22 protein-coding genes and 1 pseudogene are annotated in these 25860 nt (G+C 36.5%); 2 read left to right on the top strand and 21 right to left on the bottom strand.

Annotation, left to right across the window (positions count from 1 at the left end; all coding sequences use genetic code 11):
• Window positions 1-371: pseudogene (locus ACFSQ0_RS08160) on the bottom strand (hypothetical protein); the annotation flags it as partial.
• 302 nt (window positions 372-673) lie between these two features.
• Here ACFSQ0_RS08160 and ACFSQ0_RS08155 point away from each other — a divergent pair.
• Complete coding sequence (locus ACFSQ0_RS08155; protein ID WP_379046741.1) at window positions 674-1177, top strand: DUF4494 domain-containing protein; 504 nt, start codon at window positions 674-676, stop codon at window positions 1175-1177.
• A 61-nt stretch (window positions 1178-1238) separates the two neighbouring features.
• Here the strand turns inward: ACFSQ0_RS08155 and arsB are convergent, their stop codons facing one another.
• The 8 genes from arsB to ACFSQ0_RS08115 form a co-directional block, all read right to left on the bottom strand.
• Window positions 1239-2282 (bottom strand): ACR3 family arsenite efflux transporter, encoded by a 1044-nt coding sequence (gene arsB / locus ACFSQ0_RS08150; RefSeq protein WP_379046739.1) that lies wholly within the window; start codon window positions 2280-2282, stop codon window positions 1239-1241.
• A gap of 4 nt (window positions 2283-2286) precedes the next feature.
• Window positions 2287-2904: a protein-tyrosine-phosphatase gene (locus ACFSQ0_RS08145; RefSeq protein WP_379046736.1), complete on the bottom strand. Its 618-nt coding sequence runs from the start codon at window positions 2902-2904 to the stop codon at window positions 2287-2289.
• 19 nt (window positions 2905-2923) lie between these two features.
• Window positions 2924-3373 (bottom strand): DUF6428 family protein, encoded by a 450-nt coding sequence (locus tag ACFSQ0_RS08140; RefSeq protein WP_379046733.1) that lies wholly within the window; start codon window positions 3371-3373, stop codon window positions 2924-2926.
• Between the two features lie 21 nt (window positions 3374-3394).
• Window positions 3395-3727, bottom strand: a complete 333-nt coding sequence (locus ACFSQ0_RS08135) for an ArsR/SmtB family transcription factor (protein ID WP_379048806.1) — start codon at window positions 3725-3727, stop codon at window positions 3395-3397.
• A 570-nt stretch (window positions 3728-4297) separates the two neighbouring features.
• Window positions 4298-5188, bottom strand: a complete 891-nt coding sequence (locus tag ACFSQ0_RS08130; RefSeq protein WP_379046730.1) for a hypothetical protein — start codon at window positions 5186-5188, stop codon at window positions 4298-4300.
• Between the two features lie 2 nt (window positions 5189-5190).
• Window positions 5191-5895, bottom strand: a complete 705-nt coding sequence (locus ACFSQ0_RS08125; RefSeq protein ID WP_379046727.1) for a hypothetical protein — start codon at window positions 5893-5895, stop codon at window positions 5191-5193.
• 326 nt (window positions 5896-6221) lie between these two features.
• Window positions 6222-6677 (bottom strand): hypothetical protein, encoded by a 456-nt coding sequence (locus ACFSQ0_RS08120; protein ID WP_379046724.1) that lies wholly within the window; start codon window positions 6675-6677, stop codon window positions 6222-6224.
• A gap of 247 nt (window positions 6678-6924) precedes the next feature.
• On the bottom strand, window positions 6925-8202 hold the full coding sequence (locus ACFSQ0_RS08115) for a hypothetical protein (protein ID WP_379048843.1): 1278 nt from the start codon (window positions 8200-8202) through the stop codon (window positions 6925-6927).
• Between the two features lie 235 nt (window positions 8203-8437).
• On the opposite strand from ACFSQ0_RS08115, the gene ACFSQ0_RS08110 reads away from it, so the two are divergent.
• Entirely contained in the window at window positions 8438-8737 is a 300-nt protein-coding gene (locus ACFSQ0_RS08110) for a group II intron maturase-specific domain-containing protein (RefSeq protein ID WP_379048804.1), read from the top strand.
• On the opposite strand, the gene ACFSQ0_RS08105 is transcribed toward ACFSQ0_RS08110, so the two are convergent.
• The 12 genes from ACFSQ0_RS08105 to ACFSQ0_RS08050 form a co-directional block, all read right to left on the bottom strand.
• Entirely contained in the window at window positions 8721-10325 is a 1605-nt protein-coding gene (locus ACFSQ0_RS08105; protein WP_379046722.1) for a hypothetical protein, read from the bottom strand. The genes ACFSQ0_RS08110 and ACFSQ0_RS08105 overlap by 17 nt on opposite strands.
• Window positions 10322-11350 (bottom strand): hypothetical protein, encoded by a 1029-nt coding sequence (locus ACFSQ0_RS08100; protein ID WP_379046719.1) that lies wholly within the window; start codon window positions 11348-11350, stop codon window positions 10322-10324. Before ACFSQ0_RS08100 ends, ACFSQ0_RS08105 begins: the two co-directional genes overlap by 4 nt.
• 269 nt (window positions 11351-11619) lie before the next feature.
• The gene (locus ACFSQ0_RS08095; RefSeq protein WP_379046716.1) at window positions 11620-12495 is read right to left on the bottom strand and encodes a hypothetical protein; all 876 of its coding nucleotides are present in this window, start codon (window positions 12493-12495) and stop codon (window positions 11620-11622) included.
• 8 nt (window positions 12496-12503) lie between these two features.
• Window positions 12504-17642 carry a PKD domain-containing protein gene (locus tag ACFSQ0_RS08090; protein WP_379046713.1) on the bottom strand — a complete coding sequence of 1713 codons (5139 nt, stop codon included), beginning with the start codon at window positions 17640-17642 and terminating at the stop codon, window positions 12504-12506.
• A 27-nt stretch (window positions 17643-17669) separates the two neighbouring features.
• A complete protein-coding gene (locus ACFSQ0_RS08085; protein ID WP_379046710.1) occupies window positions 17670-18194 on the bottom strand; it encodes a phage tail protein in 525 nt (174 codons plus the stop codon).
• Window positions 18195-18198: 4 nt separating this feature from the next.
• Window positions 18199-18573 carry a hypothetical protein gene (locus ACFSQ0_RS08080; RefSeq protein ID WP_379046707.1) on the bottom strand — a complete coding sequence of 125 codons (375 nt, stop codon included), beginning with the start codon at window positions 18571-18573 and terminating at the stop codon, window positions 18199-18201.
• Between the two features lie 163 nt (window positions 18574-18736).
• Window positions 18737-19357, bottom strand: a complete 621-nt coding sequence (locus ACFSQ0_RS08075) for a response regulator (protein ID WP_379046704.1) — start codon at window positions 19355-19357, stop codon at window positions 18737-18739.
• Window positions 19357-21300, bottom strand: a complete 1944-nt coding sequence (locus ACFSQ0_RS08070) for a tetratricopeptide repeat-containing sensor histidine kinase (protein WP_379046701.1) — start codon at window positions 21298-21300, stop codon at window positions 19357-19359. The genes ACFSQ0_RS08075 and ACFSQ0_RS08070 overlap by 1 nt, the downstream gene beginning before the upstream one ends.
• A 924-nt stretch (window positions 21301-22224) precedes the next feature.
• The gene (locus ACFSQ0_RS08065) at window positions 22225-22788 is read right to left on the bottom strand and encodes a DUF4870 domain-containing protein (protein WP_379046698.1); all 564 of its coding nucleotides are present in this window, start codon (window positions 22786-22788) and stop codon (window positions 22225-22227) included.
• Window positions 22789-23276: 488 nt separating this feature from the next.
• On the bottom strand, window positions 23277-24401 hold the full coding sequence (locus tag ACFSQ0_RS08060; protein WP_379046695.1) for a Fic family protein: 1125 nt from the start codon (window positions 24399-24401) through the stop codon (window positions 23277-23279).
• 317 nt (window positions 24402-24718) lie between these two features.
• Window positions 24719-25021: a type II toxin-antitoxin system RelE/ParE family toxin gene (locus ACFSQ0_RS08055; RefSeq protein ID WP_379046692.1), complete on the bottom strand. Its 303-nt coding sequence runs from the start codon at window positions 25019-25021 to the stop codon at window positions 24719-24721.
• Window positions 25018-25260, bottom strand: coding sequence for a type II toxin-antitoxin system ParD family antitoxin (locus ACFSQ0_RS08050; protein WP_024742610.1), 243 nt, complete (start codon window positions 25258-25260; stop codon window positions 25018-25020). Before ACFSQ0_RS08050 ends, ACFSQ0_RS08055 begins: the two co-directional genes overlap by 4 nt.
• Window positions 25261-25860: the final 600 nt, after the last annotated feature.

Raw genomic sequence — 25860 nt, 5'->3', positions numbered from 1 at the left:
CCCCCCCCCTTGCCATCTTCATTGTTAGTGAAAAATGGGCGGGCATTTAATATATAGGTTTGCCCTTTTTCAATCTTTGCGTTTTGGGTACCTAAACCTACAGACGAAGCATCGTTCCCTGAAAAATCAGAAAAACGCATCAAGAAATTATAACCGCCATCAACATACTGGTAGAAGCAATTTTTGTTTCCTGCCAGTCCACCGCCTTTGGGTAAAAAAACTTCGCCGTTAACCAAACAACCCGCAGTATTTGCTCCAGTTTGCGTGGCTTTGGGTAATTGGCTTACGGGATCTTTTGAATTCTGATCGTCGTCATTATCACAAGCGACAAGCAGCGTAAGGCAAAATAGAAATAGAAATAAATTTTTCATTTTTTGGGCATTTTGATTCTAAATATAACACATTCAATTGCTAGAGACCGCCACAAAGCCTTAAAAAAAACCGCTACTTCATCTATAAATGCACATTCCTTATCTTTTTATGCCTGTCAAAAACCATAAAACAGGAGCTGGTTTTTTGGTATAGAATTATTATGTTTCATTAGAATTTTTTGCCTTCCGCGTAAGCGCAGTAAAAGCCTAAAGTAAAATTGTGCATAACAAAATTAGAATCGGTTGGTTTACGTTGAGCTGATTTCTATTTTTGGCGACTAACCTAAAATCGATAAGTAAATATGAGTGTTATTTGGTATGAGTGTAAAGTAAAATATATGAAACGCCACGAGACGGGAGAGCAAAAATTAACCAGCGAAACCTACTTGCTCGATGCGGTTTCTTATACCGAGGCCGAAGCCCGACTTACTCAAGAAATGAAAAGCCTAACCGAAGAAGATTTTAAAATCATGAATATAAAGGTGGCCAATTTTGCCGAAGTGCATCCTTTTGAAAATAGCGATCGTTGGTTTAAAGTTAAGGTGGCCTTAGTGGCCATTGATGAAGAAAGTGGCAAAGAGCGTAAAACCAACCAATACCTTTTGGTACAGGCCAATGATGTAAAAGAAGCTTTTGAAAACAGCATGCAGGTGCTACAAAACACCATGGGAGATTATAGTATACCTGCCATTAGCGAATCGCCTATTATAGATGTGTTTCCTTATTTTGATGGTGAAGAAAATGAATCAGGTACTACAGCGCATGCGGCAAAAGAAAACGCAGAAAATACTATGGCTGCATCCTAAAGAAAAGGCATCAACCCGAATAAAGCAAACAGGCATGCCAATTGAGGCATGCCTGTTTGGTTTAAGAGGTCTTAGCCGAAAAATACTTGGCTTTTAGCCAGAAGGAAACCCGCACGAGTAAGATGAGCGCCGGTACTTCTACAAGCGGTCCAATAACTCCGGTAAAAGCCTGCCCAGAGTGTAATCCGAAAACGGCAATGGCAACTGCAATGGCTAACTCAAAGTTATTTCCTGCGGCCGTAAAGGCAACAGCGGTAGTTTGATCGTATGTGGCACCCACGGCGCGAGTAATCCAAAAACCAATAAGAAACATCAAACCAAAATAAATCAACAAGGGTAGCGCGATAAGCAAAACGTCTTGGGGTAGGGCTACAATTAATTCGCCTTTTAGCGAAAACATAAGCACAATGGTAAACAGTAAAGCGATTAAGGTTAAGGGAGATATGCGCGGTATAAATTTTTCTTGGTACCAGGTCGCTCCATAAACACGCACTAAAATCAGCCGACTAAGAATGCCTAATAAGAAAGGGATGCCTAAATAAATAGCGACACTCTCTGCAATTTGGGCGATGGAAATCTCTACCAAAGCGCCTTCAAAACCAAAAAACGGAGGGAGCACACTAATGAAAATCCAGGCATAAAACGAGTAGGCAAAGACCTGGAAAATACTATTGAGCGCCACCAAGCCAGCTCCATATTCGCTGCTGCCCTCAGCCAAGTCATTCCACACCAATACCATGGCAATACAGCGTGCCAAACCTATTAAAATAAGGCCTACCATATATTCGGGGTAATCGGCTAGAAATACAATAGCGAGTATAAACATCAAAACCGGCCCAATAATCCAATTCAGCAACAGCGAAATAGACAAGAGCTTTACATTTTTAAACACCTTGGGCAGCAAACTATACTTTACCTTAGCCAAGGGCGGATACATCATTAAAATAAGTCCGATAGCCAAAGCTATATTAGTACTGCCTTGGTTATAAGCTTGTAACTTCTCGGGAAAGCTCGGAAAAAAATACCCCAAAGCTACTCCCAGTAGCATAGCGGTAAAGATCCATAGGGTTAGATAGCGGTTTAAAAAGCCTAATTTTTTATTCATGCCTTTACGGATTTAGTTGTGAACAGAGATAAAGCATCTCGGTAGCAATTTGTGTACTGGTTTGCGCATAAGCCTGTTCTTCATTCTCTTGCCCATCACGGTTTTTTGGGTCGGTATAGGTGAGCCCGATGCGTTTTTTGGCTCCTAAAACAACGGGACAGGCCTCGTTAGCTTGGTCGCAAGTCATCACCGCGATGAAATCATCGCTTGGGTTTACCAAATGCGTTATGGGTTTAGAAAACACAAAACTCGGTGCGAGCTGCTTACTCGCTTTTACAGCATAAACCGAGTTGCTGCCTTCGCTTAGGCGACTGGCGGTAAATCCTTGCTGTTCTAATTGGTTGATGACCTCGGGATAAACCGCTGTAACGGCCGTACCACCCGAATAACAACCGACTTTAAAATAGCCGTGCCAATATAGTAAATGCTGCGCCCAAACCTGTGCTAACTGACTTCGGCGCGAGTTATGGGTGCAAATAAATTGTAGAGCCACGCCCTCCTTTTGCTGCAAGCCCTCCTGTATAGCTTGGGCCAAATGTTGGAGTATTTGTTTACGATCGCTAGCAATATCATCGGGTTTTAAAGTGCCGATAAAATCGGTGAAAACCTTATTGAATTTCATAACAAATCAATTTAATAAATTAGCAGCAGCCACTACCCGGTGCACAAGTGGCGTTATTGGCAGGTGCAGATTTTTCTGGGATGCCGCAATCTTCTTTCGCCAAGCAATCGGTTTGTTTGTTGCGCAAAACAAAATGCTTGCCGTTAAAATCTAAATCGTATTTACCAATAGTTTGGCCTTGGTATTCTACCTCAACTTCCCAATCGCCTAAAACCAAAGCTTTTTCGGCCAATTCGATAATGGCAACCAGCTTTTCTGGATGCAAGCGATGGTTGTAATCATTGGCGCTCCACAATTGAAAACTGATAAGCGTTTCATAACGCAAAGTACCCCCACAGTCGATAAAGTTTTTGTCAATTTTGCCAATCTCGGTCACATGAAAATGAGGCGGAACCAATTCGCCCGAAGGCAACTCAAAGGCAATCTGTTCTAGGTTTTGCAATACGGCTTTAATTTCAGATAATTTCATAAGTAATCAGGTATTTTGGGGTTAACAACATTTAGGATTATGAGAAGGACCGCTGGCTAAAAAGGCCAATAAGTTTTCGCGCATATTGTGCCAAGCCTGGGCATCTATACAATAGCAAACGCGCGTACCGCTAATGCTACCTTGTATAAGTCCTAGCTTTTTGAGCTCTTTTAAATGCTGCGATATGGTAGGTTGAGCCAAACCAATAACCTCTACCAAGTCGCCACAAACGCAGCTGTCTATTTTAATAAGATGCTGTAAAATGGCGATACGCGCAGGATGCCCCAGTACTTTGGTGAATTGCGCAATTTGGTTTTGCTCGGCAGTGAATAAATCGGTTTTGGTAAGTCCCATAATCAAAAATAGATTCATTTATATATTGCAATATTACGATGAATAAGAAAAGCCACCAATTGTTTTTTAATTTTTAACAGTTTGTTAGGACTAGAGTTTGACAAATACCGCCAGGCGTAGCTCCAATTGTACCCCGGTAGAGTTGCCCTCGCGCCTGAGGTAGTAGGTGGCGCTGGGTAACCAGTTATGCGTATCTTCACGGGTAACGGGTCACATTCCTTGAATGTGGCTAAATTTTACATCAGGGTTTTTTATGCCCCTACCAATATAGGGCGAGAACCCCCAGTTTTTACCCACAAATAATACCGATGCCAAATGCTTACTCAACGTGGTTTTAATACGTCTATAGTCGGCTTGCTCAAAAGCATACTGTTTATAGTCGCTTGCCTTACGGAAGTAATCTCGGTTAAATTGATTTTGGTGGTTGATATAACTTCCGGTTAAACCGATATAAAATAAATTTTGTTTGTTTTTGGCCAGTATATAATTGATTTCGGGAAGAACCGACCAACTGCGGTAATCGGGATGTATAAAGCCGCACGTCCGAACGCTTGAGGATTCGTGTGGAGGCTAGAGCCAGGAATTAATTTTATACGGTGTTGTCTGTGTTTTTTTAATTTCGTATTCAAAATTAAGTACTCTCAAGCCATAAAATTTAAGTGTTTGTTTTGCTTTTATTTTTCCGTCATTAAAACTTACCGTTAGGTGGTCTTTAAATGACTTTATATAATTTGTCCATAAGTTTCCACTTTTGTCTTTTAGCAAAAAGTAAAACCCACTATCTCCAATTTTCCTACCAGCAGATTTTAAGATTAGCTCTCCGTTACTACCAACACATGGTTCTAAAATAACTGTCGCATTTCCGTTTGGTAATGGAAACATTGCCTTAATGCAAGTTAATCCGTTTGGAATTGTACAAGTTTCATAAACGCCTGAATAAACAACTTGTTTCGTTTTTTTAATTGTTCTTAACCAAATTGTTCGTTTTACTTTTTTGTTTTTTTTATCAATTAGTTGAATAATATCGCTATTCATTCCCTTAGTGTTCTTGCGGTTTTTCATGGGAATGTTTAGTTGCTCAATTCTATTACTGAACAATATTTTTAGGAGATAGCCGAAAAATTTAAAAATAGGATTCCAGTTAGTTTTCAATTCAAATTCATAACTACTCGTGTTTTCGTAAAAGTCAATTACGTTTTTTGATAATTTATTAATTTCGATTGTTGATAAGTTTAATTGGTTAATTGAATTTATTAATCCTTTACTTAGTTTAGAGGTACAGATTTCTAAATTTTCATTTTCCGCTAACTGCTTAATAAATTTTTCCCCAACTCCATTTGTATTTCCAAATGGACCTAACAACCATTCATATTCTTTTGAATTGATTTTTTTACCTGAAACAATTACCCATTGTTGAGTAACCCAATCTTGAAAGTTCTGTTTAATAAAAGCAAATCCCATTATTAAACAGTTTTCTTAGTGTAATTGCTATAGCCTTTCCAAGAACCGTATTCTGAAAGAGGTTTAAATCTAAGAGTTGTAAACTCAAAATGAAAGTTTTTACGTTCTCTTTCTTTCATGGCGTTTGAGTGTCTTTTAGGTTTTGGCATTTTGCTATGACCGTGAACCATACTTTCCATTTCTTTTATATTTTTCCAAATTGAAAAAGTTGAAACTGTATTCGGAAATTTGAAAGATGCAATAGAAAGAAAAGTGCCAGAATGATCTCTAACTAATTTTTCAACTGGTATTCCCCATTGTAAGAATCTCGGAACTGCTAGAGGTTTCATACGAGCAATTGTTACGGCAACTACAGGTGAATTTGGATTGTCTAAAATTTCGTTTTTCTTTGGTGTTTTATAGCCTTTTATCTTTCCCCAATCTCTCATAAAACCTAAGCGAATGTGCCAACCTTTATTTAGAATTTTGCCAAAATTGTCTTTTTCTAGAAAGTTTTCAAGGTCTTTTTCGCTTTCCCATTGAGCAAAGATTGCTACTTCTCTTATTAAAAAACGAGAAGGTGATAGAATAGGAGAACCTAAAGTCATAGCGGTCATATATTCCGAATAAATTAGACCTTTTGTTTTTGTATTAATCAAGTTTATAAATAGTCCTTTAATCGCTTTTCCAAATGGAATTTTTACAAGGTGAAAAGAGGAAATATTCATTTATTTTTTATTGAAAGTTTCTTGTTTAGCTATGATTCATAAATTACTGGCAACGGCAGTTTGTCTCAACAATAATTTAATTCCCGGGAGAATCGAATATATAGATTTTCTTAAAGGTGCGTACCCAAACACGTTTCTCTATAACCGAGGTTTTGAGATAGTCTGCCGATCTCGTATAACCATCAGTTACGGGTAAATATACGTTAATTTTCGATTAGGCACTGACGTTAGCAATTCCGAGCGGATTCGGACGTAGTCTCCCGACGGTTCGGGACGCCGTAATTGTGGTTATAAATTGCTGTGCACTGTTGTTTTTTCAATTCAGTTTACTTTTTCAGTCCGTTGAATTTATTTCGATAACTAACTTTTTCAAAAATAAATGGTCCAATGTTTTCGTATTCGGTTAAATTGTATTCCTCATAGTTATTTTCATAAGCGAATTCGCTCCAGATTATTTCATTTTCGGTTTCGCTGATTTTTCCAGTTAAAGCTCCGCAACCAATGTCACCACATTCCGCACAGACATAAAACATAATTCTGTTGGTTTCAAGTGATGGTTCTTTCTCTTTTAGAAATTCACTTATTTGTCCATTTTCATATTCTGCATTGTCAGCCCACCCAAAGTTTCCGATAAGGTCAGATTTTTCCACTCCTAAAATTTTTCCAAGGGATTTTCCAGAAACGACAAAGTCAATATAGTTCCGTTCACTTTTAGTAATGCCAGAAGGAAGATTATTTGTTCCTTTTCTCGATTTTATTTCAAAAGTTAATTGGTCTTTCATTTTTTTTTACAATAGTGCACACCTCGTGAAACCAACTCAAATATACATCTTTAATACAATATAGTACTGGTTAAAATCTGAATGGATCAACATGCCCGGCCAGGCTGCTCTATTTTAAAAGACTAGAAGAACACGATGCAATCGCGCAGCAGCGGGGGATTAGTCAACAAGGCGTTCAATCAAGCCGTACCGGCGACACAGCTTGCTCCGTTTTTTAATTGGGGAAGGCTTAGTTATCTGCCAGTAGTTATTTTACTATTTTAATTGCTTTTACAGGCCAGTAAGATGCTGGGTCTTCAACATCATAAATTTCAACCTTATTTTGTTCTTTCAAAATATTTGCTAATGCGTAGCTTGGACCATATGCATATCCTTTTGAACCTAAAAGTTTTGTAATAAATGACTTTAAGCCAACATAAGTCAAATGATTATATTTTAATGAGTTTTCAGCTCTTTCTAATTCTTTGAAAAAATCTTCTTCTGTTATTACATCGAATAGAGGTTGTTCATCTCTTTCGTATTCTGATAGGTCAATTTTCCCTAATACTTTTGGCGATTCTATTGATTCAGAGTTTTCTGCCTTGTCGGATATTTTTTCTCGAATTGCAACTTGCTCCTCAACAGAAAATTTGAACTCGTCTATTTTTGATTCAGCATTTAAAATAATTTCTTTTAATTCATCGTGTAGGCTAACAGTATTGTTTAAGTCGTCAATTACAAATAAATTGTTATGAGCAACTTTGTTTCTTATCTTAAAAAGCTGTTTCCACTTTTTATCAAATCCTTTGTCTTTAAAATTTTCTTTAAAAAACCTATTGTAATTACTATCTAAGTCAGCTTTTAGTTTTTCTAATTCTTCTATAGTGTTAACTTGTGATAAACTGTCTGCTAAATTTTGAGGACGATTAAAGCCTAATTTGTGTTTGTATATAATTTCACCTAAATCATCAAAGTCAATTAGCGTTAAATCAGTTTGTACAATATTTGAGAAGACGTTTTCATTACCAGTTCTCATTTTTGTTTTATCGATAACTTTATCAGGAACTGCTTTCTGCCACCAATCTAAACCAATTTTCTGCGTAAAGAATTTAGAAATATATCTTCTAAGTAAGTTTTCTAATTCATTTATTAGTGGATAGGCTTTGTTAGAGATTTCAGTGCTTACATCATCTGTCAAAATCCTAATATGTTCAAAAGAAAGTCTATTTCGTAAATGAATTACAAAGAGAAGTCGGAATCTTTCAAGTTTCTCAAAGTTTTCGGATTTAACTTTAATAACAAATCCTGCTTCGATTAAATCATAAAGAGTTGATGAGGTGTCTACTGGTTTTATTTTTAGTTCAATTTCCCCATCTAAAATAGAAAACTCACCATTTTTTTCAACACTTTTTGCATTTGACCATAGTTTTTCTGTGGACATAATTCCATAAACTAAACTTTTTGGTGACAGAATTTCGCTTTTCCCATTTGGGTCAAGAATGAGAACTTCGAAGCAGTATTCATTTTCTGTTTTTTTCTTGGTCATTTTGTTTGGTTTTAATTACTGGCAACTCGTTATATCATCCCAAATATACACTTTTAACACCATATTTTAATGGTTAAAGTTGAACACAGTTATTAGAGATAAAGCCTGGCAGTTTCACCATTAGCCCGGCCAGGCTGCTCTGGTTTAAAAGGTAAAGAGAACGCGATGCAATCGCGCAGCAGCCGGGGATTTTGTACCAACCTACAAGAAAGGGGAGAAAGGTAAATATCAACCAATAGCTGGATCATCAAAGTGGAAAGAGTTTAAGGCAAAGTTTAAATACCTGCCCAATCAGACGATACCCGCGAGTTTCGAAGAACGTATCCAACGCATCAACTTGTTACTGCGGGGCTGGATAAATTACTTCAGACCAGCCTCCATTCAAGGAAAGCTTAAAAAGCTGGAATATTGGCTAAGAAACCGTTTACAATACTGCATCTGGTCCCGAAGCTTCGGGAGTGGTGTGAGGGGTGCACTCCGTCATTTGAAGGCGGAGCCAACCACTCGATTGGCGGTAGTTAAGGTTGGATGCTGAATTTATCTATAAGTTCTGCGAATTCCTCAGCATATTCTTGTTGAAGTATTTTACTGTCTTGTACCTCTGAATAATCCAGAATATTTATTCCCTCAATGTTTATATATTTTTCAGAAAGATATTCTTCATCTTTTAAGGTCGAGGTTAATATGATTTGTTTATTTAGTTTTAAAAACTCTTGTATCATCAAATCTTCTTTTCTCGATGATAATTCGCCTTCCCTAAAAGAATCAATTATTATTGGAAAGTTATGGTTCAGAACATTATTTAGGGCTAACAGCTTACAGAAGTAATATTCTTGACCTTCGCTACCAGAATATGTTTCACCGTTTTTGGTAAATAGATCCTCAAACATCAAGGTACCTTGAGAATCAATTTTATCATAGTATGACCTCATTTCAAAGAGTAACTGATTTAAAACTTCTCTTTGGAGTTCTTTATTTGTTACAATCTTGTTTTTATTATTATCTATTTTTCTCTGAATTTCGGAAAGTTCTTCCTGGAGTTTAGATACTATTTTATCAATTTCTTTTGAGTCAAGAATGGCATCTTGAAAGAGGATATAGTTTTTTTCATTCGTGGTTGAATTTTCCAAGAGTTTAGTAATCTGGGCTTGTTCTTTTAGTATTTCCGAATTAAACTCTTGAACTATATCTTCTTTTATGGAAATATTTTCCTTGATTGAATTTAAAATATTCTTTCGCACATAATTATTACTAACTTCAAATTCAAACTCTTTATTTGAAAAAATAATGTTTTTACTTCCACAATCAGAACATTTTACATTTCCTTCATTTAGACTTCTATTCAAAGATTTTAATTCATTAATAAGACTTTGTAGTTTAATTTTTCTGTTTTCCTCTCTATTTCTTTTCTTTCTTAACTCAGCTATATTCTTGTTTAACTCTGTGAGTTGATTAGATGTGTTTTTAAAATCAGCATTATTAGCTGCAGAACTTATGAATTTTGCTAAATCAGGATTCTTTTTAATAATTGATATTTTCTTCTTTTCAGCTTTGATATCAAGTTGAATGGATTTTTTCTTTTTCTTTAATTCCTCAATATCGTAAGTGTTCGTGCTAGATATTAATATCCCCTCCATAGCAAAAATCATATTTTTAAAATCCTGTTTATTATTCCTTCCTTTAATAATTAGACTGGAGGTATTTCGTTTATCTTGACCTAGAAAGAATAATTCGTAAAATAGAGTTAGATCGGCAGGCTTAAGTTCCCCATCTTTTTCAATTTTAGGCAACTCATAAATATTCTTGTCAAAATAGTATTTGAACTCACTTATGCTATTAAATACTTTCAATGAGTCATTTTCTATCAGTAAAATTGAATTGCCTTTTCTTAAAAATTTATAAGTTTTATCTCCAAAGGATATTTCAGAAAAGAAATAATAGTTCTTGTTATTAAAACCGCTTGGAAATATTGAGTCATATCCAATTGAATGCATTAAACCCTGCATTACTAAAGTTTTTCCTCGATTGTTGTCATTGCTAAATATGATATTTATTGAATCTTCAAAGCGACTTTCAATAAATGCTTCTTTTTCGTTACCGAATGCGAATTTTTTTATAATCATTGCTTACCATCTAAAATTAGACCTATTAAGTACTTAACGGTCATAGGTGTTAAATAAGAAATTTTGATTTGATAATTGGGAAATATCAAATTAAATATTTCATCAATATCTTTTTTATTATTGATCTCTAGGAACTCGATTATTTTTTCACCTAGGTTCCAAAATATTCGATTACAATTTTTATTATAAAAGGCTCTTGAAAGGTTGGCATTACATTCTTCAATAAGATCCCATCTGTCCTCCGTCTCAAGTCCATCTAATTGTGGCGAAAAATAAATAGGTATAAATTTATATTTGAATATTTCGCATCCAATAATTCTACTAATTAGCAATAATTCTACGTCTTTGGTATTTAGGTGCCTTTGAAACTTTAAAACATCTCTTATTTCTGAGATTGATTTATTTTCAATAAAACTATTTTTCTTCGATGATTGAATATCCCTAAGTTCTTGAAAAACCGTTTTATAAAAGGCGTTGGGTTTTAAATTTAAATTATTAAACTGAGTGAGAGTCTTTACATATTCGCTTTCCTGATCAATATCTTCTACAAAATAAACTAAACTCAGAAAATCTTCCTGTTCCTTTTGAAAATCAATTGAAGCTCCTTTTACCCTTAAAACTTCTTCATTTAACCCATTTTTTATACGATCCAGAGTGTCTTCTTTAATATTTCCAATACCGTAAATATTCTTAGAAGTATCTTTTTTATAATTGGACTTTAGAGGTGGAGAGAAAAATATAAACTCTTTAAAATTAAGAGTTGAAACGTAATTGTCAAACAAAGTATATAGGTAAGTTCCTATTTTCTTAGGATTTAACTTCTTTTCATTTTTAGATTGAATATCCCATATCTTGTCAGACTTTCCATTTACGCCACTTACATCATTGAAACAATCAAATGCGACATATTCAATTTCTTTGCTGTCTTTTCTTCGTCCGATTAAATATAATAATGATTTTGTTTCGTAATCGTGTGCCTTCTTATTATTCCTTTCTGTGTTTTTGAAGGTGTAGTTTTTAGTCATATTATTAATTTAGTTCGGATGATAATTACCGCCAACTCGTTATATCAACTCAAATATACACTTTTAATACAATATAGTACTGGTTAAAATTGACAGGGATATTAGGGGTTGCCCCGGCCAGGCTGCTCTATTTTAAAAGGTTAGAAGAACGCGATACAATCGCGTAGCAGCGGGGGTGTCAATTTTAGCTATTGCATTGCATATTAAATAGACTTGTTAAGAGGCATAATTAATGCAATTACAATGTTGGTAGATATGAAAATATATCATTAAAAACCGCCCCAAGCATACCGGAGTTTTATGCCGTAAGACATCAATCGGGCATTTTGTGCCAATGGCGTTTGGCTAAGGCTATTCCATTTAAAAGCATCTGGTTTTTTAGATTGGTACTCCACTAGAGGATTGTTTTTGTCGGCTGTTTTTAAACCTTTAAGGCCGTAATTCAAAAACAATCCGATATAAAAATGCTGATTTTTATACACTTCACTTTTTATTCCACTTTCAAAGATAGCCGAGTAGGTAGTTTGCCAATTTAAATTTTTCTTTGAGGTTTTGACATCGTCAAACCGACCAAAACCCATAAATAACGGATCGTCTAGAGTGACTTCATATTGAGGATAGTAACCACTTGTTTTGAGAAAGTCTATTGCTTGATCAAATTCTGCTTCTAGAACCAAGTTGACCTGAGCACCAGCCCTAAAATAAAATTTAGTTTCTCCGCTGGTTTGCCATTGTAAACTGAGCGGAAATTGAATATTTCCTATTTGTTGTTGCTCTTTTAATCTTTGTGCCTCGAATTGAAAAACAAAGTTCTCTTGTTCCAAGTCTATACTTTGATATTGGTCTTCTATTTTGGCTACACTCAATTTGGCGGTATACTTTTGGTATATTCCAGCCAATTGTAAAGACCAATTTTCATTAAGATAAAAACCATAGCCTAGACCCAACCCCCAATTTCTTTCTGGTGCTGTAAATGTTTGTTGGGTTTCGTAATCAACATAAGAGAACCCTCCTAAGGCCTGAACAGAAAATTCACTGCTTTTTTGTGAGTAACCACCCCAAGTAAGACTGCAAATACTTAAGAAAATCATTGTTTTTATTAAAATGATATGACGTTTGCGGGTGTTTGCGCTTTTGCAATTCATATGAGTTTTTATTCTATAATTAATTTAAAGGATTCTGTGTGATTACCGATTTGGTAGCTAGCTAAATAAGTACCAGTAGATAAAGTCTCAGGTAAATCTATACGGGTGTTTTTTTCTGATATTTTCCAAACCCCAACTTGTATACCCTGTAATGTATAAAGCCTTACAAATGCAGGTTGTTGAAGAGAAATATCAGTTTGACTTACCTCAAAATGAAGTTGATTGCCAGCTTGGTTAGGATTTGGCCAAGCGTTAAAATCGGCAGATTGACTTAAGGAGATCTGGCCTATACAAGTATGTAGAATGGCTCCGTTTGCTAAATAAAGTTTAACAGCATATTCGGCTTGTGGGTCTAATATGTCTTGGGATTGAGGACCCGCACTATAATATTGTTCGTTACCGATTGGCTTAGCATTTTTAAACCATTGATAACCCACAAATTGATAGCCGCCGTTAGTCGCTGGATTATTATTAACCAGTAACACATTGTCGAATTTTTGATGAACAATATCAAAAAATGCAAATTGCTTTTCGATTATTATCCAATAGGTTTGCGTACTGCTTCCATCTTGAGAGGTAATAGTTACTTTTTGCTTGTAAATACCTGGTTTGGGGGTTTCAATTTTAAAACTTTTTGCAGGACTTACTTGAGCATTAACCTCTGTGGTTATCTCAATATTTACGCTTTCTTTTTGGTTCGTGCAGGCTATCTGGTAATCAAGCTCTTTTGGTGGTGTGTTAAATTGTTTTTCCTCAATTTGTATAGTATGTGCCGAGGCATCTCTACTGTTAATTTGTAAAATCTGGGACATACTAGTGGCAGGATGATAATTGTTATTTCCTGGTTGTTCGGCCGTAATTTGTATTTGACCAGAACTTAGTAAACTCACCCAACCTGTTGACGAAACTGTGGCTGGGGGACTGACTCCCGCATATGAATAAGTGAATTGCACGGGCAAACCTGAACTCGCGCTAGCTTGAAGTTGAAAATCTGAATCGTCTTCTAGTATTTTTAATCCAGGGTCTTGAAAGTTTATACTCTGTGCTGCTTTTTCAATCACCAATTGTGCACTAAGGCTAATGGGGTCACAATTTACATCTGAAGCCGGCGGACTTATGACCGCAGTAACAGTATAATTCCCTGCGTCTATTGCGCCATTGGGACTGCTAGTTTGAGGACTTATACTATAATTAACTTGTGCTCCTGCGGGTAAATTGCTTACGCTTAAGCTATGTAAATTACCATCGTAAGTAAATTGACCATCATTAAAACTTACTGCCTCTAAGGGCGAAGCTAAAACTTGAATATTTTGGGTTTGCGTACTGGTATTACCGTTTTGATCTTGAAACGTCCACGTAATGCTATGATTTCCTTGTGCATTGATAGGGAAAACCGCATCGTTGGTCACCAAGACGCTTCCTCCACAATTGTCAGTTGCAGTTGGCGGCGTTAAATCTGTTGGCAGCAGCTCACAAGCTTTTGTTATAGTGGGCAAGCTAGCCAGGTCTGGAGTAGGCGGCATGGTATCATCTATTACAATATTTTGAATTTGCGTACTGGTATTGCCGTTTTGATCTTGAAACGTCCACGTAATGCTATGATTTCCTTGTGTATTGATAGGAAAAACCGCATCGTTGGTCACCAAGACGCTTCCTCCACAGTTATCTGTAGCAGTTGGCGGCGTTAAATCTGTTGGCAACAGCTCACAAGCTTTTGTTATAGTAGGCAAGCTAGCCAAGTCTGGTACAGGTGCCAATGAGTCGATGACTTGAATGTTAATGGAACAACTACTAGTGTTTCCTGCTCTATCGGTTACCAGCATACTTACACTCTGAGCACCGATCATGCTACAATCAAAAACCTGGGGTGTAATTTGTATACTAGCAATTTGATCGTTATCTGTGCTTCCCGCATCCACCATGGCTGGGGTAATACTGGCAGTGCCATTTGCATCTAGATAAACTTGAAGGCTTTGACATAGGGCGGTAGGAGCAAGGTTATCTGAGGTATTAATAAAGCCGTTCTTTGTAAGGCTTGCACTGCAGGCTTGGGTTGTGGTAATATTCAAACTAACGTCATAAACTCCAAAACTGCTGTAGGTATGGGTGGGATTTTGCAGTGTAGAGGTATTTCCATCACCAAAATCCCATAACCACCCTGTGATAGGCAAATTACTTGTAGAATTGTCTTGAAAATTAACCGTCAAATTAGGAAATCCAGTTGTGGTATCGGTAGTGGAGAAGTCAGCTATGACTTGGTTGATGCTGATATAATCTATTTTATTTTCGGTATAGGAGCATCCTGTATCTGTTGTGATTTTAAGGCTAACCTTAAAGTTTCCTGGGGTAGTGTAGGTGTGACTGGGGTTTTGAACAGTCGAAGTATTCCCGTCTCCAAAATCCCATTCCCATTGTGTAATCGATCCATTTCCGTTTAAGGTTGAGGTGTCTGTGAAAGCAATAGTACTTCCGATACAACTCGAAGTAGTACTGCTGGTAAAATTGGCCGTTGCAGTTTGAACACGTATTAAGGCAGTATGGGTATTGTAGGTGTTAAAAATGGTATCGGTGGTTTTTAAAGATACCGTATAATCTCCTGGACTTACAAAGTTGTGTATGGGGTTTTGAGAAGTCGAAGTATTCCCGTCACCAAAATCCCATTCCCATAGATCTGGATATTCAGAGGTGTCTGTGAAAAATACCGTATGCGGTATCCCACATCCTTCAGTAGGATTGGCGGTAAAATCGGTGTTCCGCACCGGTAAATCGGCATTGTACTCTAAAGCACCAAGGTCTATTTGATCTTGACTAAAAAAGCTATCATCATACAATCGAGCCTGACCATTCAAATCTACATCAGTCAATAGATTTCCGCCAGCTTGTGTATAGGCAGTATTGTTTCCTACATTGACCGCCCGACTAGTGTTTTTAAGACTAAAGTCATCTTGAAACGGATTGTTAAAAACCAAAGTGGGGGTCAAACCATAGGTATTTATATTGCCGTTGGCAATAGTGTTATTGCCTTCAATAAGACTGTGGTAAGCGGTATAAGTTCCGCCAAGTAATTCCTTAATATCACCAAAAATGATACTATTATGCAAAATAGGATTAGACAGTTTGGTTACAATGGCTTCACCTTGAGGGGCCGAATTAAGGGCTATACTCACATTGGTAAATTGCATTTGGCCGTTCAAATTTATATAGATGCCTCCTCCAGCATCAGTGGCGTGATTGTGATGTATAATAGAATTGACAAGACTAGAATTAGCATCGATATTATATATTCCAGCACCTCTATTGGCAGAATTGTCTTGTAGTTTTAGGTTTTTAAAGGGTATATTGGCCTTTCTAATATAAATGCCGCCGCCTGAGAAGTGGGAGAAGTAATTTCCGTTGATGTAAAAACCTGAAATGCTTTGGCTTACAGAACTGGCGTTAGCCCCTTGTATGGTAAAACCATCTACTTTTGTTTGCCCTAGATTGCCAGAGCCCATAAGTACGTGATAGGTATTCTGAGCTCTTGAGCTGGCTGTATGCCTTACACCTGTATTAGGAGCAGGATTTAAAAGAGCGTCGTTTGCATCGCGATCACCACTTAATATGCTGGCATTGTTAGTATTACTCAGGTCTCTTTGCGATATGCTATTTTCAGTTCCGGCAAAACCACCAAATAATTGAACATCTTTAACCAGTAAAAATGCATTAGCCCTTCCCTTTTGTTTTCCAAATTCTCCATCAATAGGACTATATAAAGGGGTGTAGGTGCCACCGGCAACCCAAATTTGTAAGGGGGTTGTAGCCCAATTAGGACTAGCATTATTATTTGCCCATTTTAAGGCATGGGCTAGTTCGGGAATGGCATTTGCCCAACTAGAACCATCGCCTTGGGGGTTAGGCGTGTTTTTATTAACGTATAAAATTTGGTTAGCGTCTGGTTGGTAAACCAAGGTTTGTTTATTCGTTTGGGCAGTGGCTAACGAACCGGTATTGCCTACTCCATCGGTAAGTTGTAGACTTAAATTTAGCACTCCGTTACTTAAACCGCTTAAATTTAAATCGCTTATTTGTTGATTGGCTTGGCTGATGACACCAGAACCGCTAAGGGGTGTGCCTCCATTATTACTTGTTATGGTGTATTGATAGGTTGCGCCTATTTCGGCTGCAGCTATAGTGAAACTGGCATTGTTTTCATTGCTAATTGCTATAAGCGCTTGATCAAATTGTACTGTATATCCCGTGGGTGCCACCCCGTCAACCAAAACCCCATTTGTATTGGCTACATTATTTAAATTCAGGTTGGCGGCTAAACCATTGCTATTTTGTAGGCTGCCTCCGTTTGCGCTAAGGCCATTAATACCAATACCATTCGAATCAAAATCTCCAGCTTGTACCGTGTAAACAAAATCTAAGCTACTAGTGCCACTACCACTAGAATAGGTGGCATTTTTAAGGCTAGATCCTACTGCGATAGTAATCTGCGGAACTCCATTAAGGGTATTGACAATGATGTTTTGATCAAATTGAATACTAAAATTAAGATCGTCACCAGCGGCATAGGTGTTATTAAGGGGCACGCTCACACTATTGATAATTGGATTACTGGTAGGGAAACTAACTTGAATATTATCAAGCCCAAAATTATTTAGCGTTGCTAAGTTGTCGGGTTTAATCTTAAAGCTGCTGATGTTGCTCGCCAAATTTGTATTGACAACAAAAACTGGAGAGACGACTCCAATGGGGTAAGACGCAAAGGGGGTAATAACTTGATCGTTAGGGTCTAATAAGCTAATTTGATAATTTCTATAAGCCACACAAGTCAATCCATGTAAGGTAAAATTGGTAGGATTTCCATTTTTTGTAAAACTAATCACCCAGGGGTTTGTATTTCCAGCTCCACCATTGTAATAAAATACCTGCGAACCATTTACTTGGGTAAGCCCAGCATTACCGTTTGACGTAGCGTGGGTGATTGTCATAGTATAGACGTTACCTCCCACAGTAATAGATTGGTTAATAGCACTGTTGTTATTTTGAAGTACTGCATTTTCTAAGTCAAAGGTAATGCTTTGGGCACTCAGGCTGCTTAGCATAAGCATTAACAGAAGAGACAAGTTAATTTTTACTAAAGTGGTCGTTAGGTATTTCATACAATTGGTATTACAAGAGAATAAAACTTAGCTTCTAGAAGGATAGATACCGTTTAAGGCTATCATAAAATTAAGAGCGAGATAGGGCGGGCGGTTTTCGTGTGCCTTGCCTTCTCCTGTATCGGTTATTCTTACGGCATCATTTGCCATTTGCGCATCGCTAGTAGTGCTGTAACTACCTCCTTTAGCCCAATAGTTATTGGTGACCTCGATGGTATTGGCCCCTATGCCATCTAAAGCAGAGGCGTGAGTACTTACGCCGTGGTTATGAGCGGGCATTTCGGAAATGCCTAAAGCTACTTTTTCTTTCCCACCTTGACTGCCTATGGGGTAATTACTAAGCCCCTGCGCCGTACCAAAACCAAGGGGCATTCTACCACAAAGGTTGGGAAGTGCAAAAGTATTTACACCGTCTCCTCCGTATCGTGTTCCTAATAAAGAAAAAAGCGCGGTGTGGTCAGATATATTTAGCATTTGACCGTTGCAAAAAGCCCAGCCAGCAGGTGCGTAATCGCCACCAAATAGGCTTATTTGTCCTAAAAAAACATCCATAATATTATTGTTTAAGTGATAATTCGGGTAGTTTGATCTGTATTGCTGTACCATTTTTTACTTGTAAACTAAAACAGCCTAACGCATCTATAGTTAAGTATATATCGCCGTGTTGTTCAAAACGGTAATAAAATTCGGTACTGTGGCAGCGTATTAAAAGTCCGTAACGCTCAGAAGGAAAAGGATATCCTTTTATCTTTTCTTCGCCTAGATCTAAAAAAAGAACTTCGCCGAGTCCATAAATTTGTAATAAAGCCGATTTTAAATCGGGAATACTAGCACTGGTAAAATGATGATTGATGATCCAATCTCTATTGGTGTCGGTATTGACCAAGCGTCCAGAATACCGGTAGTTGTTTTCGATTTTAATAGTGAACATATTGGGTGTTTTATATTTACCCGTGCAAGTTAGTTTTTAGGTTCAACTTTTGGAATACGTAGCTCTACGTATATAGGCTATAGCCTTTGATCTTATGTTGGTTATAGCGTAAACATTTCCCTGAAAAGGGAATGAAACAGTTCTAAACCAACAAACAACTTTTTTAAAAACTCATTTTGTTTTGTTTTAACCAAAGTAAGAGGCTGTGGGCTTGAGAGTCTAGATTTAGCTTTTCAATAATATTACTACGGTGTTTTTCTACCGTTCGTTTTGAAATGAAAAGTTCTTCGGCAATTTGAGCGCTGGTATATTCTTGTTCAATATATTTCAAAATCTTAAGTTCGCTAGCGGTGAGTTTTTCTAGCTGAGGGTTTTGGCTTGGAATATGAATATTATTTTTTAGGGTAGAACTCTGGTAGGTTTTTTGAGATAAAACCGCATTTAAACAATCATCTAGTTCTTCTAAAGCGGTATCTTTGGTTAAATACCCAGCAATACAGTGCCCAAGTTCGGACAGTATGGCTTCTTGTTGATGCAAGGTTAACAAGATGACCTTTACCTTAGTGCCCTGGGCAAAAATCGCCTTGGCCACCTCTAAACCGTTTTGTTTGGGCATATCAAAGTCGAGAATAGCGATATGGGGCTGATGTTTTAATATGGCATAATAGGCCGCTATACCATCCTGAGCGGTGGCCACCACTTGGTGCCCTTTACTGTTGAGGTAGGCCTGGGTTCCTTTTAGCAATAGCGGGTGATCATCGGCGAGTAAGATACGTAAGCGCATTAGTTGGCGTGTTTATTTAGAATTATACTTATATGCGTTCCTTTTTCTCTACGAGAACGTATTTTTAATTTGGCCTCTATTAATACGGCCCGTTCTTTAAGATTTTTTAAGCCTAAGCTGTCGAGTTTTTGCATCTGTTGGCTAACCTCAAAACCCAGCCCGTTATCTTTTATGCTAAAAATATAAGTTTCTGAGGTTTCTTGTATGCGTACTTGACAAGCCGAGGCTTGAGAATGTTTCACTACATTGTTAAGACATTCTTGAATCATCCTAAAAATGAAGATGGCTTTTTCTTTTTTTAGATTGATGTGTTGGGTTTCTATAAGTGTGGAGTAATAAATACTCGAATTTTTTTGAAAACGCTCTACCGTATGCTTAATCGAAGTAAGTAAGCCTAGCTTTTCGAATTGAAACGGATGAAGGCGCTGAGACATCGATCTAACTTCTTGTATGCTCTCTTCGAGTAGTTGATGCTCTTGCTGCTTTTTTAACAAGAGTTTGTTTTTTACCAACAAAAGATTTTGCCCCACGCTGTCGTGTAATTCTCCTGCAATACGTTTGCGCTCATCTTCTAATTGATGTACCAAGTTATGAGCAAATTCTTTTTGTAGGCGTTCTTTGCGTTGGGCGTACAAGCGTTGTCGCCAAATGTAAAGGAAAACAAATCCGAAAAGGCTAATTATTCCTAATAATAATAAACGCTGATTTACAATGCGATTTTTAGCATGCAGCAGTTCAATGGCTTGATTTTTTTGCTTTAAGGCGAGATCTTTTTTCTTGGTTTCAAATTGAGTTTGCACAAAAGCAAATTGCCTACGCGATGCGGCTACGTTTACCGAGTCTTTTAAATGGGTGTAGCGCTTTAAATAATAAAGGGCCTTAGGGGTTTGTTGATTTTCTTCGTAGATGTTGGCCAATAACCAATAAGCACGCGCCAGGTGTTGCCAATCATCTGTATTTTCTAAACTCTCTAGCAAGTCATGAGCCGAAGAAATAGCTAAATCTATTTGGTTATTTACCAAAGCATGCCTGCTTTGTGCCAAGCGATAATAGCTATTTATAAATGGGGTTTGTAATTTGTGTTCGCTAAACTGAGTTTGGAGCTCTTTAAAATAGTGATTTGCTTTATCTTTCTGTTGGTTGCGGGCATAAATAGCCGTAGCAAAGGTGAGGCTTATCAGCCTAACAATCTCTTTGATATCGGCTTGATTGTTTTCGGTTTTTAAGGCTTGCTCGATATGATACAGCTCTTTTTGCGGTTGATTCTGAAAAAAAGCATCGGTAGCAGCTCGTAAATGGGCCACAGCTTTTACCTGAGCAAAACCAGGCTTTTTAGGCATATTAAAAATAAATTCCCTCTCTTTCGCCGCTTTATCGTATAAAGCAAAACTACTGAATAAAGTACTCAAACCGCTCTTGGTCCATAACAACATAAGACTATCCTGTTGGTGACTAAAAAGGCTCTCAGCTTTTTGAAAATAGGTTGCGCTTTCGGTAAAACGGTTCAGCCGATTGGTGTTTTCGGCGGCTTTAAGATAAGCATAGCCAAAGGCATACCAACTGGAATCTTGTTCTTTCTCCATATAAGAAATCCCTTCTTCAAGTATTTGCATCGCCTCTTTGTAATACTGGTTATAAGTAGCCGATTCTGCATAATTAATATAAAAGTTAGCACGTTGTTTGGGGGTTTGGCAGAACTTGAGGTAGGGTTTAAAATCACGTAACAAACTATAGCTTCTTTGGTGATCGATGGCTTGGTAAATCAGTAAATCACTTAGTGCGTTGAGGTGCACTAAGGCTTCATCATATTCTTGTTGGTTTAAGGCTTGGTTATAAGCATCTTGAAATTGCTTTGCTTGTAGATTGACTTGCGCAATAGACTGGGCGTCTGCGCTTATGCCTAAGAAAAAATATACAAAAAAAACAAGGTAGTGGTGCTTCATAAAGCTGCTTAGATTTCAAATTTAAGCATTTTTTATTTTTCTACGAGCAACAATTATTCTTGTTGCTATACAGGCTTGACTTTGATTTAAAGGCTGTTATAACTATACCAATCACCGGCGAGTAGAATGAATAGGTCTTTTTTTAAATTTTAGTCCAGTGGCTTCTTAGGTAAAAAATCAATTTACCATTAAAGCATATCCCGAAGCTACATGCTCCTAGTTTGCAGCCTATCAAATCCCTAACATAAGCGGAGTGAGTCCACACTGAGTCCACAGTGAGTCCACTAAATAGTGGACTAAGCTATAGGCATAATGCAGACAATATAGACACAAATTGCAGGCATTACGGCTTTAACCTTCTTTCAATCGTACCTTACTGGAATTGAAATGAATTATGAATCAAATAAACGCATTAAATCTTTACGCCTTTCAATCGTACCTTACTGGAATTGAAATGTATACATAATGTAAGTAATACAATATAAGTATTACCTTTCAATCGTACCTTACTGGAATTGAAATTATATATACTTGTTTGCTCCAATTTTCACGTTTCTTTCTTTCAATCGTACCTTACTGGAATTGAAATATGTTTACCTCAATGAAGTCTACATAACCTATAGGCTTTTAATCGCACCTTACTAGGATTGAATTCTAAAAACCTGTTCACCTTCAGCGACCAGGCCATAGCCCGTACAACAAAACTTTGTGTTTAAACAGGCCTTGGTTTCGAGAATCAACGGAGCACAGCGGAGTTAAACACTCGCAAGTAATAAATTTCCTTTAAAAATGCAGCAGGCTTCAAAACCTAGTCATCAATGAAATTGAAGCAAAGTGTCTAATAACTAAACCTTCATGCAATCCGTACTAGCCACATAGCTTGCCCCGATTTTTTATAGGGGAAGGTTTAGTTATTGCTCAAAATTATTTTATCAGTTTAATTATGTTCGGGTATAAATTCTCTGTTTTTCCTTTACTCGTTTTAATAGCAAAAGTTATGGGTAATATTATATTGAAAGCATAAAGTCCGATGAATATATAAAAAAGAAAAGGATAATAATCATAATGCATAATTTTTGAAAATGCGTATCCTGTTATACTTAAAAATGTAATAATCGACCATAGAATTTGATAATTCAGGACATTTGCTCCGATTTCTTTTAGTCCGACAATTTTATCTTTTTTGTTCATCCATAAAACTAGAGGAACAATTATGTTTCCAACAGGAATGGCTAAAAAGACTATTACAGAAAGATGAAAAATTGTTAGATAGCTTTTATCAGTTTGTTTTCCATAATCTAAAATATCCTCTGTATTTATGTCAAGAACCTTACAAATAAGATTTAGAGTTTTTCCACGAGGTTCACTTTCGTTGTTTTCAATACGTTGAATTGTTCTTAAATTCACTTTTGCAGATTCAGCCAACTCTTCTTGAGAAAGTCCTTTTTTCTTTCTTATTTCTCTAATTTTTTTTCCGATTTCGTTCATAATTAATTTGGGTTTATTGTCCTACAAAACTACTTATGAATCTATCAATTTGATAACGGTTTATTTGCGACATTTTTACGACATTCTTGTCAATATGTTGATTTTGTTGAGTTTTTTTCTAATTGGAAGCAACTCGTTACACCAACTCAAATATACATTTTTAAAACAATTTTGTACTGGATAAAGTTGCACACGGTTATTGAGATTACTCTGCCCAGACTGCTTTGATTCAAAAGGCTAGAAGAACGCGATGCAATTGCGCAGCAGCGGGGGGTGAAATTATCCCCAGTCTCGAGAATCAACGGAGTACGGCGGAGTTAAACAATTGCAAGAAAAAATTTCCTTTAAAAATGCAGCAGGCTTCAAAATTTAGTCATCAATGAAATTGAAGCAAAGTGTCTAAGACCTAATCATTCATGCAAGCCGTACCGGCCACACAGCTTGCCCCGATTTTTCATTGGGGAAGGCTTGGTTATTGTAACGCGTTTTTATTTAAATAGTTTAGTATATTCTCTGAATAAATATATTTTCCCTCTTTTTCCACCAGTTATTTCAGTCAATATTTCTAATTTCTCAAGTTCTTCTATTAATTTGTAAACCGAAGGTGATGATAAGCCTGTCAAATCTTTAACTTTTTGAGCATCAATTATTGGTCGTTGGTAAAGATGATTTAGAATCAATTGAGCATTGTGTGAACGACTTCCTAAGATTTGCAATTTAATTTCGACTTCCTTTTGTAGTTTTAAAATACTATCAAATGTGTTTATTCCATTTTTTGCAGTTTCAATTACACCAACTAGGAAAAACTTAAACCATTGACTTAAATCATTTTTTTCTCTAACTCTTGTTAGGTTGTCATAATAAAGCATTCTGTTTCTTTCGAAAAAATCAGACAGATAGAGAATAGGCTTTTTTAGTATTCCTTTTTCAACTAAATACAATGTAATCATTAATCGACCAACTCGCCCATTACCGTCTAAAAAGGGGTGAATAGTTTCAAATTGGTAGTGGATTAAAGCAATTTTTAATAAATCAGGAAAAAATGATTCTGAATTATGAGCAAAATTTTCTAAATCACCCATATATTCATTTACACTCGTATGGATAGGTGGAATAAATGTAGCGTCATTAATACTTGCTCCTCCAATCCAGTTTTGACTGCTTCTAAATTCTCCAGGAAGTTTATGTTTTCCTCTGACTCCTTGCAATAGTATTTTATGTGTTTCACGTATTAATCTAGAGGAAAAAGGTAGTTTCTCTAAACTTTTGATTGCAGAATTTAATGCTTCGATATAGTTTTGTACTTCTTCCCAATCATCTCGTTTTTCATCTTTTACATCTTTTTTATCTAATAGAGCATCTTCTATGTTTGTTTTTGTTCCTTCAATCTTACTTGACTGAGTTGCTTCTTTTAATACGTGCATACTGATAAATAAATCGATGTTTGGAATGTATTCTGAATACATATCAAGTCTTCCAAGTTGTCTATCAGCTTGACTTAGAAGAGTTAACACCTCCATATCTTCAATTGTCCATTGTTGATTTATTTTAGTAGGCTGAAAGCTTTTATGAGTTCCTTGATTTATATAGTTACCAGATTTGAATGTTATCATAATTTATTTAAGTATAAACTTAAACAAAGATATATATTAATTAAGAATATGCGAAAAATATTAAATAAGAAACAAGGTAAGTTAAGTATATACTTAAATTCTTAATTAGTTGAGTGTGTTATTTAATGTTGCCCAACTCGTTACACCAACTTAAATATGCTCTTTTAATACAATTCTGTACGGGTTAAAGCCTAACTCGGTTATTAGGCATAAAATCTGGAAGGGTCAACATTACCCCGTCTAGGCTGTACCGGCCACACAGCTTGCCCCGATTTTTCATTGGGGAACGCTTAGTTGTTGTGTGCAGTTTTTTTAATTTATTTCAGTCGTTTTTTAATATCCATTCTTTGGTGTAGAATTCTAACGATTTCCACAATTCCATTATCAATTTTTCTATAAAAAATCAGATGTGATTTAATTTTCGTTACTCTATAGTTTTTACGAGTTTGTTCTGCTGACTTTCCTGTCATAAAGTTGACAGCAATAAATTCAATTTCCCTTATTATCAAGTCATAATATCTATCAGCTTGTTCTTTAGACCATTTGTTAAGAGTATAAATCCAAATTTTATCTAAATCCTCAATCGCTTGTTGACTTATGCGATATTTATTTTTACTCATAAGTGTTTACGATGTAATTCTTTCAGATGCTGTTTTGGGTCAAAATTTTCAACAAATCCGCTATTTTCTCCAACTTCGAGCGCTTTAATCAGTTCTCTTTCTTTTTTTTCTTCACGTTCTAACAATCGTAATGCGGAACGAATTACTTCGCTAACCGAACCATATCTTCCAGATTTGACTTCTTCTCTGATAAAATCCTCAAAATGATTTCCGAGTGATATTGATGTGTTTTTTCCCATTTTGGATATTATTTTTGTCAAATATACCAAATCTTGGTAACGTACGCAAATTGCACACAACTCGTTACACCCACTCAAATATACATTTTTAATACAAATTTTTTACGGGATAACCTCCAACTCGATTATTAGCGATAAAATCTGAAAGGGTCAACATTACCCCGTCTAGACTGCTCTGGTTGAAAAGGTTAGAAGAACAAGGCGATGCAATCGCGCAGCAGCGGGGGCTGATAGCGACCTGTGAATCATCACGTAAAAATACAATTTGAAATCAATTCACAACAAAACTTTGTGTAGAAAACGGCTCAGGTCTCGAGAATCAATGGAGTACGGCGGTGTTAAACACTCGCAAGTAATAAATTTCCTTTAAAAATGCAGCAGCCTTCAAAACCTAGTCACCAATGAAATTGAAGCAAAGTGTCTAAGACCTAATCATTCATGCAAGCCGTACCGGCCACACAGCTTGCTCCGATTTTTTATAGGGGAAGGCTTAGTTATTATGCCACGTTTTTCTATTTTTTTAATTGGATTCTTACCGCGGGAACATAAAAATTTTCTTCTCTAGAAATATATTTATTCCACATTTCTTTTACATTTCTG

Origin of the sequence: Mesonia sediminis, assembly GCF_042684705.1 — a bacterium.
GTDB classification, from domain to species: domain Bacteria; phylum Bacteroidota; class Bacteroidia; order Flavobacteriales; family Flavobacteriaceae; genus Mesonia; species Mesonia sediminis.
The sequence above is the reverse complement of the archived record's forward strand: the minus strand, read 5'-3'. Positions and strand labels throughout refer to the sequence as shown.

Coding starts and splice junctions, on each gene's coding strand:
- ACFSQ0_RS08140 (WP_379046733.1), bottom strand. CDS start 3,373: ATGAAATTATCTGAAATTAAAGCCGTATTGCAAAACCTAGAACAGATT.
- ACFSQ0_RS08075 (WP_379046704.1), bottom strand. CDS start 19,357: ATGCGCTTACGTATCTTACTCGCCGATGATCACCCGCTATTGCTAAAA.
- ACFSQ0_RS08155 (WP_379046741.1), top strand. CDS start 674: ATGAGTGTTATTTGGTATGAGTGTAAAGTAAAATATATGAAACGCCAC.
- ACFSQ0_RS08135 (WP_379048806.1), bottom strand. CDS start 3,727: ATGGGACTTACCAAAACCGATTTATTCACTGCCGAGCAAAACCAAATT.
- ACFSQ0_RS08065 (WP_379046698.1), bottom strand. CDS start 22,788: ATGAACGAAATCGGAAAAAAAATTAGAGAAATAAGAAAGAAAAAAGGA.
- arsB (WP_379046739.1), bottom strand. CDS start 2,282: ATGAATAAAAAATTAGGCTTTTTAAACCGCTATCTAACCCTATGGATC.
- ACFSQ0_RS08115 (WP_379048843.1), bottom strand. CDS start 8,202: ATGACCAAGAAAAAAACAGAAAATGAATACTGCTTCGAAGTTCTCATT.
- ACFSQ0_RS08055 (WP_379046692.1), bottom strand. CDS start 25,021: ATGAGTAAAAATAAATATCGCATAAGTCAACAAGCGATTGAGGATTTA.
- ACFSQ0_RS08050 (WP_024742610.1), bottom strand. CDS start 25,260: ATGGGAAAAAACACATCAATATCACTCGGAAATCATTTTGAGGATTTT.
- ACFSQ0_RS08120 (WP_379046724.1), bottom strand. CDS start 6,677: ATGAAAGACCAATTAACTTTTGAAATAAAATCGAGAAAAGGAACAAAT.
- ACFSQ0_RS08090 (WP_379046713.1), bottom strand. CDS start 17,642: ATGAAATACCTAACGACCACTTTAGTAAAAATTAACTTGTCTCTTCTG.
- ACFSQ0_RS08060 (WP_379046695.1), bottom strand. CDS start 24,401: ATGATAACATTCAAATCTGGTAACTATATAAATCAAGGAACTCATAAA.
- ACFSQ0_RS08100 (WP_379046719.1), bottom strand. CDS start 11,350: ATGACTAAAAACTACACCTTCAAAAACACAGAAAGGAATAATAAGAAG.
- ACFSQ0_RS08130 (WP_379046730.1), bottom strand. CDS start 5,188: ATGGGATTTGCTTTTATTAAACAGAACTTTCAAGATTGGGTTACTCAA.
- ACFSQ0_RS08085 (WP_379046710.1), bottom strand. CDS start 18,194: ATGGATGTTTTTTTAGGACAAATAAGCCTATTTGGTGGCGATTACGCA.
- ACFSQ0_RS08145 (WP_379046736.1), bottom strand. CDS start 2,904: ATGAAATTCAATAAGGTTTTCACCGATTTTATCGGCACTTTAAAACCC.
- ACFSQ0_RS08095 (WP_379046716.1), bottom strand. CDS start 12,495: ATGAATTGCAAAAGCGCAAACACCCGCAAACGTCATATCATTTTAATA.
- ACFSQ0_RS08125 (WP_379046727.1), bottom strand. CDS start 5,895: ATGAATATTTCCTCTTTTCACCTTGTAAAAATTCCATTTGGAAAAGCG.
- ACFSQ0_RS08080 (WP_379046707.1), bottom strand. CDS start 18,573: ATGTTCACTATTAAAATCGAAAACAACTACCGGTATTCTGGACGCTTG.
- ACFSQ0_RS08105 (WP_379046722.1), bottom strand. CDS start 10,325: ATGATTATAAAAAAATTCGCATTCGGTAACGAAAAAGAAGCATTTATT.
- ACFSQ0_RS08070 (WP_379046701.1), bottom strand. CDS start 21,300: ATGAAGCACCACTACCTTGTTTTTTTTGTATATTTTTTCTTAGGCATA.